Here is a 16,067-nt window from a genome sequence, read left to right on the forward strand (position 1 = left end):
CACGACCCTCGCCGCGGCATCCGCCTTCGATGGCCGAGAGCCGGGTATCGTGGCAGGCATGAGCGCAGCCGTCCCGACGCCGTATGAAGACCTGCTCCGTGACGTGCTGGAGTCCGGCACTCACAAAGACGATCGAACCGGCACCGGTACGACCAGTGTCTTCGGCCGGCAGATCCGATTCGACCTGTCACAGGGGTTCCCGCTGATCACGACCAAACGCGTGCACTTCAAGTCGATCGCGTACGAACTGCTCTGGTTCCTGCGCGGTGACTCCAACGTGAAGTGGCTCCAGGACAACGGCGTCTCCATCTGGGACGAGTGGGCGGATGCCGACGGTGACCTCGGCCCGGTCTACGGCGTGCAGTGGCGCTCCTGGCCGACGCCGGACGGCGGGCACATCGATCAGCTGGCGCAGGTGATCGAACAGATCCGCGCGACCCCCGACTCACGGCGTCTGATCGTCTCTGCCTGGAACCCCGCCGACATCCCAGACATGGCTCTGGCACCCTGCCACGCGCTGTTCCAGTTCTACGTCGCCGACGGCAAGCTGTCATGCCAGCTCTATCAGCGCAGCGCGGACATGCTCCTCGGTGTGCCGTTCAACATCGCCAGCTACGCGCTGCTGACCATGATGGTCGCTCAGCAGGTCGGTCTGGAACCGGGTGATTTCGTCTGGACCGGTGGCGACTGCCATGTGTACGACAACCACGTCGAGCAGGTGCGCGAACAGCTCACTCGTGCGGCCTACCCGTATCCGACACTCCGCTTCGCGCGGAAACCCGAATCGATCCTCGACTACGACTTCTCCGACTTCGTCGTCGAGGACTACCAGTACCACCCGTCGATCCGCGCGGCGGTCGCCGTATGAGTGCGATGCCACTCGAGCTCCCGTGGGTCGGACTGATCTGGGCAGAGGCAGCGGGGGGAGTCATCGGCGCTTCGGGCGGCATGCCATGGCACGTGCCGGAAGATCTCGCGCACTTCAAAGAGATCACCCTCACAGCGCCCGTCGTGATGGGGCGCAAGACCTGGGACTCACTGCCGGAGCGCTTCCGTCCGCTGCCTGACCGGGAGAACATCATCATCACCCGCCAGCAGGGCTGGACCGCCGACGGCGCGCGGCGCGCTGCAGACCTCGCCGACGCCGTCCGTGGTCTGGAGCGGGTCTGGATCATCGGCGGGGCGGAGATATTCGCTCAGGTCATCGGCCAGGCCGATCGGCTTGAGATCACCGAGCTCGACCTCGAAGTCGAAGGAGACGCCTACGCGCCGTCCAAGCAGGGATGGAGACTCGTCGACGAGGGGGAGTGGCAGACCTCGCGCACGGGGATCCGCTTCCGCTTCCTCGGATACGAACGCTGATGCCGACGGCGCTGATCACCGGTGCGAGCGCCGGCCTCGGTGCGGAGTTCGCCCACCAGCTCGCGGAGCGCGGCGCGGATCTCGTGCTCGTCGCGCGATCGCAGGGCGCGCTGGACACGCTCGCGGCTGACCTGCGGGAGACCTACGGCGTCGTCGCCGAGGCACTCACCGCTGACCTGGTCGTCGAAGATGACGTGAAGCGAGTGGCGGCACGGATCGCCGCACCGGCGCATCCGATCGACCTGCTCGTCAACAACGCCGGTTTCGGTCTGCCGCTGCACTTCGCCGACAACGACATCGACGAAGAGGTGCGGCATCTGCGTATCCACGTCGAGGCGCCGATGCGGCTCATGCACGCGGCTCTCGGCACCATGCGCGGCCGGGGCGGGCGCATCATCAACGTCGCCTCGGTGGCGGGATTCATCTCCCGTTCGACCTACTCCGCGTGCAAGCAGTGGCTCATCGGCTTCAGCCGCTGGGCCAATGCGGAGTACGCACGCGACGGCGTCACGGTGACCGCAGTCTGCCCCGGATTCACCCACACGACGTTCCACGAGCGGATGGGCCTGGAACCCGGTCACGAAGGAATCCCCGCGATCGGCTGGCTGCAGGCGAAGGACGTAGTGCGTCAAGGGCTTCGCGACGCCGCGGGCGGCAAGGCCGTCTCGGTCCCGTCACTGCGCTACAAGCTGGTCGTGGCGTTCACCAAGGTGCTCCCGTCGTCGCTCACAGCACGAGCCGCCAGGCGGGGGCGAGTCTGAGAAATCCGGCGGAACCGAGCGGATTCCGCTGAGAGGACGGCGATGCGTGCAAGCGCGAACCGATACGCTTGAACAATGACGCACTCGGGCAATCCTTTCGGACAGGTTCTCGTCGCGCTCGTCACTCCGATGACGGCCGACGGCGAAGTCGACTGGCCCGCCGTCGAGAAGCACATGGATGACGTCATCACCGCAGGTGCGGATGGCATCGTCGTGACGGGAACGACCGGCGAGACCTCGACCCTCACCGACCCTGAGAAGCTCAAGCTCGTGGAAGTCGGCAAGTCTGTGGCTGCCGGCCGGGCCAAGATCATCACGGGTGGCGGCTCGAACGAGACGGCGCACGCGATCGAGCTCTACAAGGCCAGCGAGAAGGCCGGCGCCGACGGCATCATGATCGTCACGCCGTACTACAACAAGCCGACCCAGGCCGGCATTCTCACGCACTTCCGCCTCGTCGCGGACGCCACCGACCTGCCGGTGATCCTGTACGACATCCCCGGTCGCACAGGTGTGCCGATCAAGTACGAGACGATTCTGCGCCTCTCGAAGCACCCCAACATCCTCGCCGTCAAAGACGCCAAGGGCGACTTCAGCGAGGTCAGCCGCGTGCTGAACCAGACCGACCTGATGTACTTCTCCGGCGACGACGCGAACGCGCTGCCTCACCTCGCGATCGGGGCGACCGGCCTCATCGGAGTGACGGCGAACATCACGGCGACCCCGTACCGCACCATCGTGGATGCGGTGAACAGGGGAGACCTCGCAGCCGCGACAGCGGAGCACAAGCGACTCGAGCCGCTCGTGCGCGCCACGATGACCCATGTTCCCGGCACCGTGTCAGCGAAGTACATCCTGCACGGTCTCGGCCGCATCTCCAGCCCCCGCGTCCGCCTGCCCCTGGTGGGGCCGGAGGAGTGGGAAGCCGCGCTCATCGAAGACGAGCTCTCACTCGTCACGGATGTTCCCGGTGCCGATTTCTCGAACTTCCGCCCCGACCGCAACGCGGCCGCCGGCGGCGCGCTGCCGAAGGTGCATGGCACGACGCGCTGAGACGACGGGCGCGCCGCGCGCCCATAAGCATGAACGGGCACGAGGAGTGTCCGACTGAGGAGACATAAATGTCCATTCCCATCTCCGCCCCTGAGCCCCTCGCCGAAGGCGCTCTCCGTGTGATCCCGCTGGGCGGGCTCGGTGAGATCGGTCGTAACATGACGACCTTCGAGTACGACGGCAAGATCCTGATCGTCGACTGCGGTGTGCTGTTCCCCGAAGAGCACCAGCCGGGTGTCGACCTGATCCTTCCGGATTTCGAGCCCATCAAGGATCGACTCGACGACATCGTCGGAGTCATGCTCACGCATGGTCACGAGGATCACATCGGCGCCGTGCCTTACCTGCTGCGCCTGAAGAGCGACATCCCCCTGATCGGGTCCGGCCTCACACTCGCGCTGGTCGAGGCAAAGCTCAAGGAGCACCGCATCCGTCCCTTCACCCTCACCGTGAAGGAAGGCCAGCAGGAGAAGGTCGGGCCATTCGACCTCGAGTTCGTCGCGGTCAACCACTCCATTCCCGACGCCCTGGCGGTCGCGATCCGCACGCCGGCGGGAATGGTGCTGGCGACCGGCGACTTCAAGATGGATCAGCTGCCGCTCGACGGCCGCATCACCGACCTCCGTGCGTTCTCGCGACTGGGCGAGGAGGGCGTGGATCTGTTCCTCGTCGACTCCACGAACGCCGACGTGCCCGGGTTCACCCCGACTGAGCGCTCGATCGGTCCTGTGCTCGATCAGGTGATCGCGAAGGCGCCGCGTCGTGTGATCGTCGCCAGCTTCTCCAGCCACGTGCATCGCGTTCAGCAGGTGCTGGATGCCGCGCACGCCAATGGACGTCGCGTCGCGCTGCTGGGTCGCAGCATGGTCCGCAACATGACCATCGCCGCCGATCTCGGCTACCTCAAGGTGCCGGAGAACGTGCTGATCGACTACAAGAAGGCCCGCGATCTGCCCGACGAGAAGATCGTCTACATGTCGACCGGGTCTCAGGGTGAGCCGATGGCGGTGCTCAGTCGCATGGCCAACCTCGACCACGCGATCGAGGTCGGCGAGGGCGATACGGTCATCCTCGCGTCGAGCCTGATCCCCGGCAACGAGAACGCGGTGTACCGCGTGATCGACGGCCTCACCAAGCTCGGCGCCAATGTCGTGCACAAGGCCAACGCCAAGGTGCACGTCTCCGGTCACGCGGCCGCTGGAGAGCTGATCTACTGCTACAACATCCTGCGGCCGAAGAACGTGCTGCCCGTGCACGGCGAATACCGTCACCTGATGGCGAACGCCAAGCTCGCGCAGGACACCGGCATTCCCGAGGCGAACACCATCCTGGCGTCCAACGGCACGATCATCGACCTCAAGGACGGCCAGACCCGCATCGCCGGTCAGCTCGACATCGGGTTCGTCTATGTCGACGGCTCCACAGTGGGAGAGATCACGGACGCCGATCTCAAGGATCGCCGGATTCTCGGCGAGGAGGGCTTCGTCTCGATCATCATCGTGGTGGATGCCGCGACCGGACGCATCATCACCGGGCCGGAGATCCACGCGCGAGGAATCGCGGAGGATGACTCCGTGTTCGATGACGTGGTCCCGAAGATCGTGGCGGCGCTCAAGGAGGCCTCAGGCAATGGAGTGCGCGACACTCACGCGCTCTCGCAGGTCGTTCGTCGCACGATCGGACGCTGGGTCAATCAGAAGCTGCGCCGCCGTCCCATGATCGTCCCGCTCGTCATCGAGGCGTAGTCTCAATCGACAGGAAAGCCGCGTCATTACGCGGCGATGTCCGCCCTTCGCCGTAGGCTTTCGACATGGCCAGGAGCACCACCAAGACCTCGCGCGCGTCTGATAAGGCTCCGTCGCGCTCGAGGGCGCAGACGGCCCCCACGAAGAAGCTGCCGGCGACTCCCAAGAAGTACATCGACGAGGTCGAGAAGCCCCCGATCGCCGTCCGCGCCTGGCTCGGCCTGGCACACGGCGTCGGCGGGCTCTTCCGCGCCTTCGGCCCCGAGACACTCGAGAAGGATCAGCGCCGCGACGGCTTCCCCCTGTTCCTGGTGCTGCTGGCGTGTCTCGGCGCCGTGACTGAATGGTTCTTCATCGGCAACGAGATCGCGCAGAACATCAGCGCGTACTCGGTGGGGCTGATGATCGGTCGGACCGCCTTCCTCATGCCGGTGCTGCTGCTGATCCTCGCGGGCTGGCTGTTCCGCCATCCCTCGTCCGTGCACGACAACGGGCGCATCGGGATCGGTTTCGGCCTGTTCGTGCTCGCGATCGCAGGTATCTGCCACCTTGCGGGTGGCCAGCCGGAGCCGAAGGCCGGTATGCCGGCGCTCAGCGCCGCCGGTGGACTGTTCGGCTGGATGCTGGGGGAGCCGCTCTCGTATCTCACTGACATCGTCGCCTACATCGTGCTGGGAGTGCTGGCGGCGCTCAGCATCCTCATCATCACCAAGACGCCGCCGAATCGCATCGGCACCCGGCTGGGAGATCTGTACGCCTGGATGTTCGGCGCTGAACGGGTCGAGAAGCCTGCCGTCGAAGAGAAGACTACTGATAAGGCGGAGGGATCGTTCGACGAGGACCACGACCCGAACGTCCTTCCCTGGTGGCGGCGCAACAAGACCGGTCGCGAAGAGGACCCGGACGAGGGGATCGGCTCGCAGGATCTCACCGAGCTGCTGTCGCCGAGCGAGAACATGCCGGTAGACAACACGGCATACGATCAGGCGGTCATCGTCGCAGATCCCACAGATGCTGCTACCGAGATCCTGACCGACGTGCAGAGCGTCATGGAGAAGCTCGGGACGCAAGGCAGCACGGCGTTGCTCGACGATTCCGGCGACACGGGGGAGCAGCCTGAACTGCCGGGGCTCTCCGGCTTCGGAACCGACGGGCCTGGCGATCGCGGATTGCAGGCGCCGAGTACGCCGTACTCGTTGCCATCGCCCGGTGTGCTCAGCGCCGGACCGCCTTCGGTGGCCCGTTCCGAGGCGAACGACAAGATCGTCGAGCAGATCACGAGCGTGCTCTCGCAGTTCAAGATCGACGCCAAGGTGACCGGATTCTCGCGGGGCCCGACGGTCACGCAGTACGAGGTCGAGGTCGGCCACGGTGTCAAGGTCGAGAAGATCACGCAGCTGAGCAACAACATCGCTTATGCGGTGGCCTCGAACGATGTGCGCATCCTGTCGCCGATCCCTGGCAAGAGTGCGATCGGCATCGAGATCCCGAACACCGACCGCGAGACGGTCGCCCTCGGCGACGTCATCCGCTCGGCGGCGGCGCACAAGAGCACCCACCCGCTCACGGTCGGCGTCGGCAAGGACGTCGGCGGCAACTTCGTCGTCGCGAACCTTGCGAAGATGCCGCACCTGCTGGTCGCCGGCTCCACAGGCTCCGGTAAATCGAGCTTCGTGAACTCGATGATCACCAGTCTGCTGATGCGCGCGCGTCCGTCGGACGTGCGCATGGTGCTGATCGACCCGAAGCGCGTGGAGCTCACGAGTTACGCCGGCGTGCCGCACCTGATCACGCCCATCATCACCAACCCGAAGAAGGCCGCGGAGGCGCTTCAATGGGTGGTGAAGGAGATGGACATGCGGTACGACGACCTGGCGTCGTTCGGCTTCCGTCACATCGATGACTTCAACAAGGCCGTGCGCGCCGGTGAGGTCGTGCTTCCGGTCGGCAGCGAGCGCGTGCTCAAGCCGTATCCCTACCTCTTGGTCGTCGTCGATGAGCTCGCCGATCTCATGATGGTCGCCCCGCGCGACGTCGAGGACTCGATCGTGCGCATCACGCAGCTCGCCCGCGCCTCCGGCATCCACCTCGTGCTCGCGACGCAGCGCCCGAGCGTCGACGTCGTCACAGGCCTCATCAAGGCCAACGTGCCCTCACGCCTCGCCTTCGCCGTGACCAGCGTCACCGACAGCCGCGTGATACTCGACAGCCCCGGCGCCGACAAGCTGATCGGACAGGGCGACGCGCTGTTCTCGCCGATGGGCTCGTCCAAGCCGTTCCGTCTTCAGGGGGCCTGGGTGGAGGAGAGCGAGATCGATGCGGTGGTCAAGCATGTCACCGCACAGGCTCGCCCCGAGTACCGGGCGGATGTGCAGGAGGCACTCGAGCCGACGAAGAAGAAGGAAGTCGACGAGGACATCGGAGACGACCTCGAAGTGCTGCTCGCGGCTGCCGAGCTCGTCGTGTCGTCGCAGTTCGGATCGACATCGATGCTGCAGCGCAAGCTGCGTGTGGGCTTCGCCAAGGCCGGCCGTCTGATGGATCTGCTCGAATCGCGGGAGATCGTCGGCCCCTCCGAAGGCTCGAAGGCTCGTGACGTGCTCGTGACGGCCGAGCAGCTGCCGGCCGTCATGGCGAAGCTCCGTGGCGATGACCCGCCAGGGACTGCTCCTGCTCCTTCGCCTGCGGCGCCGGCCGCACCGGTTCATGACCCGATCGAAGACCAGTTCCGTGGGTTGCCTGTGGTCGACGAAGACGACGGCGACGAAGACGCCTGGGGCTTGACGGGGCGCGACTGATGGCGATTCCTCGGCAGCTGCCGAACGCGATCACGATCGCCCGGATCCCGCTCGCCGTCGTCTTCTTCGTCCTCCTGCTTCTGGGCGGGACGTACGGACTCGGAGACCTCGTGATCCGATGGGTCGCCGGTGCGCTGTTCGTCGTGGCGATCTCCACCGATTGGGTGGACGGATATCTGGCGCGCAAGTACGACATCGTCAGCGACTTCGGAAAGCTCTGGGATCCGATCGCGGACAAGCTGCTTACCGGTGCAGGCTTCGTCGGACTCGCGATCCTGGCGGAGTGGCCCTGGTGGATCGTCATCGTCATCCTCGTGCGCGAGTGGGGCATCACGATTCACCGCTTCATCGTCGCCGGCAGCCACATCGTCGCGGCCGCCTGGCTCGGAAAGATCAAGACTGCGGTGCAGGGCGTGGCGCTCGGCTGGTGGCTGCTCCCGCTGCACCAGTTGATCGGGATGAACTGGTGGATCGGCGTCGGAATCGTGCTGATGTACGTGGCTCTCGTGCTCACGATCGTCAGCGGAATCGACTACGTGCTCTCGCAGGTGCGCGGAGCGCGCGAGAACAGGTCATGACCGGAGCTGCCGAGCTGGTGGCCGCGCTTACTGCACGCGGATGGTCCTTGGGAGTCGCCGAGTCGCTCACCGGTGGCGCTCTCGCCGCCGAGATCGTCTCGGTGCCCGGAGCATCGGCGACGCTGCTCGGCGGAGTGGTGGCGTACGCCACACCCGTCAAGGAATCATTGCTCGGAGTGGATGCTGCACTTCTGGACGAGCACGGACCCGTGCATGCGATGGTCGCGGAGCAGATGGCGAAGGGCGTGCGCACGGCCGTGGCGATCGCAGGTAGGCCTGCGGACGTGGGTCTGGCGACGACGGGCATCGCCGGGCCAGATTCTCCCGATGGCCAGCCGGTCGGTACTGTGCACATCGGCGTCGCCACACCGTCGGGAGTCCGAGCGCATGCCTTCATGTTCGCGGGTGATCGGGCATCGATCAGAGCGCAGGCGGTCGCTGCCGCGATCGAAGCGCTCCTGAAGGCGATGCGGGAATAGGCTGTGCCGTCAGATGGTTGTCATCTATGTGCCGAAGAAAGATGTGCTCACACCGAAAGCACAGCGTGAAACAGTAGTTTTTTCATCAGCGAGTCGGGTTAGACTGGCGATCCATTCGGAGGTGGCTCCGATGAGGGGAATGGCGAGGAGGTTCCGATGATTCTTGTACGACAGGAAATCGGCGATGTGCTGAGGGACTTCCGCCTGCAGAAGGGGCGTACGCTCCGGCAGGTCGCGGGCAAGGCCTCGGTGGCACTCGGATATCTCAGCGAGGTGGAGCGCGGCCAGAAAGAAGCGTCCAGCGAGATCCTCGCTTCAGTCGCCGAAGCGCTGGATGTGCCCATCTCGATGATCATGCGCGAAGTAGGGGATCGTATCTCGGTGCTCGAGGGCATCCAGGTCTTCCCTGATGTCGTCCCGGACGACCTCGTCGCATCGATCGAGCCCGAGCTCTCGCTGCACTGATCCGCGGCGTCGGGCAGGTCTTTCAATGCGACGCAGCGAGTTTCTTCGCGCGGTCGATCTCGAGTTCGGCGCACGCGCCTCCATGCTGAAGGCGGACCTCGTACTCGACGCGCTGGGTAATCGCACAGCTGACGAGGCCCTCGACGACGGCGTAGCGCCAAGACAGATCTGGCTGGCGCTCTGCGCGGAGACCGATGTCCCGGCTGAGCGTCGCTATGGCGTCGGCCGTCTGGAGCCACGCGGGCGCTGATCTCGGCGTTCCGTTCTCGTTCCTCTGATCGTGCTCACCCTGCATCCGGTCGGCGTGTCGTCGAAGATGTGTTCGAAGTGCGCGTAACGTTCTGCACAAGTGGTTTCGAGGTGATGTCATCCCCAATTCGTGGGGCCGCCGATGCAATGTCGGAGGCCGCTCGTACGGTGAAGACAGGCCTAAAGCCATACGCCTTGTCGGAGAGTTCGCCCCAGTCGGGGTAGCCGCGACAGCCTACAGGCGGCACCACGCGAACAATTAGGAGCACGTCATGCCATCACCCGCAGACCGCGAGAAGTCCCTGGAATCGGCTCTCGCCCAGATCGATCGTCAGTTCGGTAAGGGCTCAGTCATGCGGCTGGGCAGTGATGAGCGTGCGCCGGTCGCCGTCATCCCGACCGGCTCCATCGCCCTCGACGTCGCTCTCGGCGTCGGCGGCCTACCGCGTGGCCGCATCGTTGAGATCTACGGCCCGGAATCGTCAGGTAAGACGACGCTGACGCTGCACGCGATCGCCAACGCGCAGCGAGGCGGGGGCATCGCCGCCTTCATCGACGCCGAGCATGCGCTCGACCCTGAGTACGCGAAGAAGCTCGGGGTCGACATCGACGCGCTCCTGGTCTCTCAGCCCGACACGGGGGAGCAGGCTCTCGAGATCGCCGACATGCTCGTGCGTTCCGGTGCCATCGACCTCATCGTCATCGACTCCGTCGCGGCGCTGGTTCCACGTGCCGAGATCGAGGGCGAGATGGGCGACTCGCACGTGGGTCTGCAGGCACGGCTCATGTCGCAGGCGCTTCGTAAGCTCACCGGTGGTCTGAGCCAGACGAACACCACCATGATCTTCATCAACCAGTTGCGCGAGAAGATCGGTGTCTTCTTCGGTTCGCCGGAGACGACGGCCGGTGGTAAGGCGCTCAAGTTCTACGCCTCGGTCCGCCTCGACATCCGTCGTATCGAGACGATGAAGGACGGTACCGAAGCGGTGGGAAACCGCACCCGCGTCAAGGTCGTGAAGAACAAGATGGCACCTCCGTTCAAGCAGGCGGAGTTCGACATCCTGTACGGAACAGGGATCTCGCGTGAAGGCAGCCTCATAGATTTCGGTGTGGAACATGGCCTCGTGAAGAAGTCGGGCTCGTGGTACACCTACGACGGAGATCAGCTGGGACAGGGCAAGGAGAACGCACGCTCGTTCCTCATCAAGAACGCTGACGTCGCTCTGGAGATCGAGACCAAGATCAAGCAGAAGCTCGGCATCGGTGGCGCGGTCGCCGATGCAGCTCCTGAATCTGCGGACGAGCTCACGCAGCGCGTTTCGGCCTGATGACTGTCGATGACGGGGGCGAGGCCCGCCTCGCCCCCGTGATTCCCCTTTTCGGCGGAAAAGTCACGCCGGCGTCTGCTCTCCCCACCCCGCAGGGAGCAGAGAAGGCAGGGCCGAGCGACTCTGAACCCGCTCGCGAGGGCCTCACATCGATCGAACCGGTGGACTCGGATTCCATGGCGGCGGCGAACGACAACGACACGGTTGCACCCCGGCTGCGCGCGATGCGATCTGCGCATGAACAGGATCGTACAGACGACCAGGAGCCGACGTATGACCCCGATCAGGTCCGCGCCATCGGCGAAGAGTCTCTTGTTCGCAAGCTGCGGGCGCGGTCGCTGTCAATCTCAGAAGCGCGTCTCGTGTTGCGCGGTCACGATCTCGATCCTTCGCAGATCGACGACGTGATCGACGACTTCTGCCGGCGCGGCTACCTCGATGACGTCATCCTCGCTGAACAGCTGGTGATCTCGGGCATCGAGCGCAAGGGGCAGGGACGCGTCGCACTGTCGCGCGCTCTGGCACAACGCGGCATCCCGCGAGACGTCGTCGAGATTGCGCTCGGCGATCTGCCGGACGACGACGCCGAGCGCGCCCTGGATTTCGCCAGGACCAAGGCGCGGTCCATGGCGCGGCTCGACTTCGACACCGCGCTGCGCCGGCTCATGGGCCAACTCGCGCGACGCGGATACGGCGGCTCCGTCGCGATGAGCGCGGCGCGGACGGCACTGACTGAGGCGTCCTCGGGAAAGCCGACGAGCGGCGTGCGATTCGTCGACTCGGAGTGACTCGGCTGGATCGCTCGTAGAATGGGTTCACCATGACTATCCTGAGCAGCGAACCGACGATCATCCAGGCCTCGTCGGCGGCCGTCGACGTCGACGGACGTCAGCGGACCTACGAGGTGCGCACCTTCGGGTGCCAGATGAATGTGCACGACTCCGAACGACTTTCCGGTTCGCTGGAGAGCGCCGGCTACGTCCGTGCCGACCCTGCCACCGAGGCTGACGTCGTCATCATCAACACCTGCGCGGTTCGTGACAATGCTGCAGGCAAGCTCTACGGCACGCTCGGGCATCTCGCGTCCATCAAGCGCCGTAAGGAGGGCATGCAGATCGCCGTCGGCGGCTGCCTCGCCCAGATGGACAAGGACGCAGTGCTCGACAAGGCACCCTGGGTCGACGTCGTGTTCGGCACTCACAACATGGGCTCTCTGCCGGGACTTCTCGAACGCGCACGCCACAACGGCGACGCCGAGCTCGAGATCCTCGAGTCCCTGGAGGTGTTCCCCTCGACCCTGCCCACGAAGCGCGACTCCGCACACAGCGGCTGGGTATCGATCTCGGTCGGGTGCAACAACACCTGCACCTTCTGCATCGTTCCGAGCCTGCGAGGCAAAGAGAAGGATCGCCGCCCCGGCGACATCCTGAACGAGATCCGTCTGCTCGTGGAAGACGGCGCGATCGAGGTCACCCTGCTCGGCCAGAACGTCAACTCGTACGGCGTCGAGTTCGGCGACCGCCAGGCGTTCAGCAAGTTGCTGCGGGCTGCCGGCGACATCAAGGGCCTCGAGCGCATCCGGTTCACCAGCCCGCACCCGGCTGCCTTCACCGACGATGTCATCGACGCCATGGCCGAGACACCATCGGTGATGCCCCAGCTGCACATGCCGCTGCAGTCGGGCAGCGACCGCGTGCTCAAGGCGATGCGCCGCTCCTACCGCAGCTCGAAGTTCCTCGGCATCCTCGATCGTGTTCGTGAGCGGATGCCTCATGCGGCGATCTCGACCGACATCATCGTCGGATTCCCGGGGGAGACTGACGAGGACTTCGAAGACACCATGCGCGTCGTGGAGCAGGCACGATTCGCCAACGCCTTCACCTTCCAGTACTCCATCCGCGAGGGCACCCCCGCAGCGACGATGGAGGACCAGGTCCCGAAGGCGGTGGTGCAGGAACGGTACAACCGACTCCTCGCCCTTCAGGAGCGCATCTCACTGGAAGAGAACCAGAAGCAGATCGGCCGCGAAGTCGAGGTGCTCGTTTCCGTCGGCGAAGGCAAGAAAGACGCCGCGACGCACCGTCTCACCGGTCGCGCCGAAGACAACCGCCTCGTGCATTTCGAAGTCACCGAAGGATCGGACGTCCCTCGTCCCGGCGACGTGGTGACTGTCAGGATCACGCACGGTGCGCCCTTCCACCTCCTCGCCGACGACCCGAGCGGCGCGCCGCTGCGCATCCGCCGTACTCGCGGTGGGGACGCCTGGGACCGCGCGCAGGCCGAGTCATGCGGCATCCCGGCACCGGCCGGAGAGGCCGGTGCCCCGCGCGCTGTGTCGCTCGGTCTTCCCACGCTCCGCGTCGGTGTCTGACCCTCGTCCGGTTTCCGAGCCCATCGACGGGCCCCGACTGTGGGCCATCGTCGGCGCAACGGGAACCGGCAAGAGCGATCTCGCGCTACGGCTCGCTGAGAGCCTCAGGCGCACCGGTAATCCGGCGGAGATCGTCAATGCGGATGCCATGCAGCTGTATCGAGGCATGGACATCGGCACGGCCAAGCTCTCCGTGGATGAACGTCGCGGCATCCCTCATCATCTGTTCGACGTCCGCGATGTACGTGACGAAGCGGCTGTCGCCTGGTATCAGCCGCTCGCGCGCACGGCGATCGAAGACATCCACTCCCGTGGTGGTGACGCGATCCTGGTGGGCGGCTCCGGCCTTTACGTCTCCAGTGTGATCTTCGATTTTCGCTTTCCGCCGCGCGACGCGGACGTGCGAGAGCGTCTCGAGCGCGATCTGGAGATACACGGAGCCGCTGCACTGTTCGCACGTCTTGCACAGGCGGATGCCGCCACTGCTGCGCGAATCGATCCGAAGAACGGTCGCCGCGTCGTCCGTGCGCTGGAAGTGCTCGAACAGGGTGAGCGGACGCACGGGGCCGCCTTACCGGAGGCACCAGAGCTCTGGCGCCCGGCCACCCGTATCCTCGGCGTGCACGTCGACAGGCCCGAGTTGGTCGAGCGGCTCGATAGACGTGTCGAGAAGATGTGGGCGAGCGGGATGCTGGACGAGGTCGCACATCTGCGCCAGCACGGCTTGGAGGACGGCGTCACCGCTCGCAGGGCGATCGGCTACGCGCAGGTTCTCGCGCAGCTGAATGGGGAGATGACCGAGGCCGAGGCTGTTGCCGCGACCCAATCGCTCACTCGCCGCTACGCAAGGCGCCAGGTGTCGTGGTTCAGACGCTATCCGGGACTTGACTGGCTCGTGCCGGGGAGCGATCCCGCAGCACTGATCTGATCGATGTCGGTGCTCAGCTCCATCATGGAGACATGACCACACATTTCTTCACTGCCTCCAGCCTTGACGGCTTCATCGCGACGGAGAAGCACTCACTCGACTGGCTGTTGAAGCAAGACGTCGACGCCGAGGGGCCGATGGCGTATCAGCAGTTCGAGAAGACGATCGGAGCCCTGGCGATGGGGGCATCCACCTACGAATGGGTGCTCGAGCATGAGGAGGGGCGCTGGGGATACACCCAGCCGACGTGGGTGTTCACCCATCGCGAGCTGGCGATTCCCGACGGCGCCGACGTGACGCTGACCCGCGATCCGATCTCCGAAGTGCACGCCGCGATGATCGCGGCCGCCGCCGGCAAAGACTTGTGGGTGGTCGGCGGCGGTGACCTTGCCGGCCAGTTCGCTGACGCGGGGCTGCTCGACGAAGTCTGGGTTCAGTTCGCGCCGGTCACGCTCGGCTCCGGAGCGCCGTTGCTGCCACGCATGCTCGATCTCGAACTGCTCGACGTGGCGCGCAACCGCGACTTCATGTGCGGTCGGTACCGCGTGGTTCGCGACTGATCGGTCGCTTGCTAGCCTCGATCGGGTGCGCAAGCAGAAAGTGCAGTCGGAGCTGTTCCTCGTCGCCGAGATCCCTGAGGCGCACGACAACCCGGCTCGTGTCGTGGGCACGGTGATGGCCGGCTACGATGGTCACCGCGGATGGCTCTACTATCTGGCGTCGACGCCAGAGCTCCGTGGCTCGGGCATCGGCCGGGGCCTGGTCGCCGAGGCCGAGCGTCTCCTGCTCGAGATGGGCTGCCCGAAGGTGCAGTTGATGGTGCGGCGCGACAATGAAGCGGCGCTCGACTTCTCCGATCAGCTCGGCTACGAGCGGTTCGACGTGGCGAACACCGGTAAGCGGCTCATCTCTGACGAGGCTTAGACGGCCGCTTCCCACGACTCGGCGAGTTCGACTGATGAGGCGCGTTATCACGACGTCATCGACCTCTCTAGACTGTCTCGCATGGTCGCATTCACCAAAGGGCACGGCACCGGCAACGATTTCGTCATCATTCCAGATGCAGACGGCGAGCTGGATCTCACGCCAGAGCAGGTCGCCGTCCTCTGCGACCGGCATTTCGGGATCGGTGCGGATGGAATCCTTCGCGTGGTGCGCTCCGCTGCGCTCCCTGAAGGTGCCGCATCGCTCGCTGAGGAACCTGCCGCCGAATGGTTCATGGACTACCGAAACGCCGATGGATCGATCGCTGAGATGTGCGGCAACGGCATCCGCGTCTTCGCCCACTACCTGGTCGGCGCCGGACTCGCCGTCATCGAGCCGGGCGCGACTCTGCCGATCGGCACACGCGCCGGTGTGCGCGACGTGACGCGCAGCGGTACGGGCTATCAGGTCGATCTCGGGCGCTGGCGCCTCTCCGGCGATGACCCTCTTGCGAAGGCCCGCGGCCTCGACGTCGCGCGCCCCGGGCTCGGCATCGACGTGGGCAACCCGCACGTCGTGGTCGCCCTGGCATCGGATGAAGAGCTCGCTGGTCTCGAACTCGAGTACATCCCCGAGCTCGAGCCGCAGTTGCCGGCCGGAGCGAATGTGGAGTTCGTCGTACCGGGGGAGCCGCTCGTCCGCGACGGCATCGGGCACGTCAAGATGCGCGTGTTCGAGCGCGGAGTGGGCGAGACCCTCAGTTGCGGTACCGGTGTCGCAGCCGCCGCCCTCGCCGTGCGTTACTGGGCGGGCGAACGAGCGCCCCACAACTGGAGCGTCGAGGTGCCAGGCGGCACCCTGGGCGTCCGGATGTTCCCGGCCGAGGATGGTGAGCACGTCGCGCTGTCAGGGCCGGCGCAGCTCGTCTACAGCGGCACCATCGACCTCGTCTGATTCGCGCGATCGGCGGCGAATGAGTCGTCGGATGACGCCCGACGAGCGGCCGTAGCGCGTCATGGCTCACGA

The 16,067-nt window shown here is 65.5% G+C and carries 17 protein-coding genes; all 17 read left to right on the forward strand.

Features of this window, described 5'->3' with window-relative positions:
- The first annotated feature begins 58 nt into the window (after nt 1–58).
- The 17 genes from HDC95_RS02835 to dapF all read left to right on the forward strand — a co-directional run bounded on the left by HDC95_RS02835 (nt 59) and on the right by dapF (nt 15,995).
- Nucleotides 59–868, forward strand: coding sequence for a thymidylate synthase (locus tag HDC95_RS02835; RefSeq protein ID WP_259061661.1), 810 nt, complete (start codon nt 59–61; stop codon nt 866–868).
- A gap of 5 nt (nt 869–873) precedes the next feature.
- Nucleotides 874–1,362, forward strand: coding sequence for a dihydrofolate reductase (locus HDC95_RS02840; RefSeq protein WP_259061662.1), 489 nt, complete (start codon nt 874–876; stop codon nt 1,360–1,362).
- Nucleotides 1,362–2,123, forward strand: a complete 762-nt coding sequence (locus tag HDC95_RS02845) for an SDR family oxidoreductase (protein ID WP_259061663.1) — start codon at nt 1,362–1,364, stop codon at nt 2,121–2,123. The genes HDC95_RS02840 and HDC95_RS02845 overlap by 1 nt, the downstream gene beginning before the upstream one ends.
- 75 nt (nt 2,124–2,198) lie before the next feature.
- Nucleotides 2,199–3,176: a 4-hydroxy-tetrahydrodipicolinate synthase gene (gene dapA / locus HDC95_RS02850; RefSeq protein WP_259061664.1), complete on the forward strand. Its 978-nt coding sequence runs from the start codon at nt 2,199–2,201 to the stop codon at nt 3,174–3,176.
- A gap of 68 nt (nt 3,177–3,244) precedes the next feature.
- Nucleotides 3,245–4,921 carry a ribonuclease J gene (locus HDC95_RS02855; RefSeq protein ID WP_259061665.1) on the forward strand — a complete coding sequence of 559 codons (1,677 nt, stop codon included), beginning with the start codon at nt 3,245–3,247 and terminating at the stop codon, nt 4,919–4,921.
- A gap of 65 nt (nt 4,922–4,986) precedes the next feature.
- Nucleotides 4,987–7,719, forward strand: a complete 2,733-nt coding sequence (locus tag HDC95_RS02860) for a DNA translocase FtsK (RefSeq protein ID WP_259061666.1) — start codon at nt 4,987–4,989, stop codon at nt 7,717–7,719.
- Nucleotides 7,719–8,297 carry a CDP-diacylglycerol--glycerol-3-phosphate 3-phosphatidyltransferase gene (gene pgsA / locus HDC95_RS02865; RefSeq protein ID WP_259061667.1) on the forward strand — a complete coding sequence of 193 codons (579 nt, stop codon included), beginning with the start codon at nt 7,719–7,721 and terminating at the stop codon, nt 8,295–8,297. Before HDC95_RS02860 ends, pgsA begins: the two co-directional genes overlap by 1 nt.
- A complete protein-coding gene (locus HDC95_RS02870) occupies nt 8,294–8,776 on the forward strand; it encodes a CinA family protein (RefSeq protein WP_259061668.1) in 483 nt (160 codons plus the stop codon). Before pgsA ends, HDC95_RS02870 begins: the two co-directional genes overlap by 4 nt.
- Nucleotides 8,777–8,932: 156 nt before the next feature.
- Complete coding sequence (locus tag HDC95_RS02875) at nt 8,933–9,241, forward strand: helix-turn-helix domain-containing protein (RefSeq protein ID WP_259061669.1); 309 nt, start codon at nt 8,933–8,935, stop codon at nt 9,239–9,241.
- Nucleotides 9,242–9,266: 25 nt separating this feature from the next.
- Complete coding sequence (locus HDC95_RS02880; RefSeq protein WP_259061671.1) at nt 9,267–9,491, forward strand: DUF3046 domain-containing protein; 225 nt, start codon at nt 9,267–9,269, stop codon at nt 9,489–9,491.
- Nucleotides 9,492–9,762: 271 nt separating this feature from the next.
- Entirely contained in the window at nt 9,763–10,818 is a 1,056-nt protein-coding gene (gene recA, locus HDC95_RS02885) for a recombinase RecA (RefSeq protein ID WP_259061672.1), read from the forward strand.
- The gene (locus HDC95_RS02890) at nt 10,818–11,606 is read left to right on the forward strand and encodes a regulatory protein RecX (protein WP_259061673.1); all 789 of its coding nucleotides are present in this window, start codon (nt 10,818–10,820) and stop codon (nt 11,604–11,606) included. The genes recA and HDC95_RS02890 overlap by 1 nt, the downstream gene beginning before the upstream one ends.
- A gap of 32 nt (nt 11,607–11,638) precedes the next feature.
- Entirely contained in the window at nt 11,639–13,189 is a 1,551-nt protein-coding gene (miaB, locus tag HDC95_RS02895; protein WP_259061674.1) for a tRNA (N6-isopentenyl adenosine(37)-C2)-methylthiotransferase MiaB, read from the forward strand.
- Nucleotides 13,190–13,211: 22 nt separating this feature from the next.
- A complete protein-coding gene (gene miaA, locus HDC95_RS02900; RefSeq protein ID WP_259062204.1) occupies nt 13,212–14,117 on the forward strand; it encodes a tRNA (adenosine(37)-N6)-dimethylallyltransferase MiaA in 906 nt (301 codons plus the stop codon).
- A 32-nt stretch (nt 14,118–14,149) separates the two neighbouring features.
- Nucleotides 14,150–14,677 carry a dihydrofolate reductase family protein gene (locus HDC95_RS02905; RefSeq protein WP_259061675.1) on the forward strand — a complete coding sequence of 176 codons (528 nt, stop codon included), beginning with the start codon at nt 14,150–14,152 and terminating at the stop codon, nt 14,675–14,677.
- A 25-nt stretch (nt 14,678–14,702) separates the two neighbouring features.
- Nucleotides 14,703–15,041, forward strand: coding sequence for a GNAT family acetyltransferase (locus HDC95_RS02910; RefSeq protein ID WP_310503222.1), 339 nt, complete (start codon nt 14,703–14,705; stop codon nt 15,039–15,041).
- Between the two features lie 81 nt (nt 15,042–15,122).
- Entirely contained in the window at nt 15,123–15,995 is an 873-nt protein-coding gene (gene dapF / locus HDC95_RS02915; protein ID WP_259061676.1) for a diaminopimelate epimerase, read from the forward strand.
- Nucleotides 15,996–16,067 lie beyond the last annotated feature (72 nt).

The sequence above is a fragment of the Microbacterium sp. AK031 genome (assembly GCF_024807145.1).
Lineage (GTDB): Bacteria > Actinomycetota > Actinomycetes > Actinomycetales > Microbacteriaceae > Microbacterium.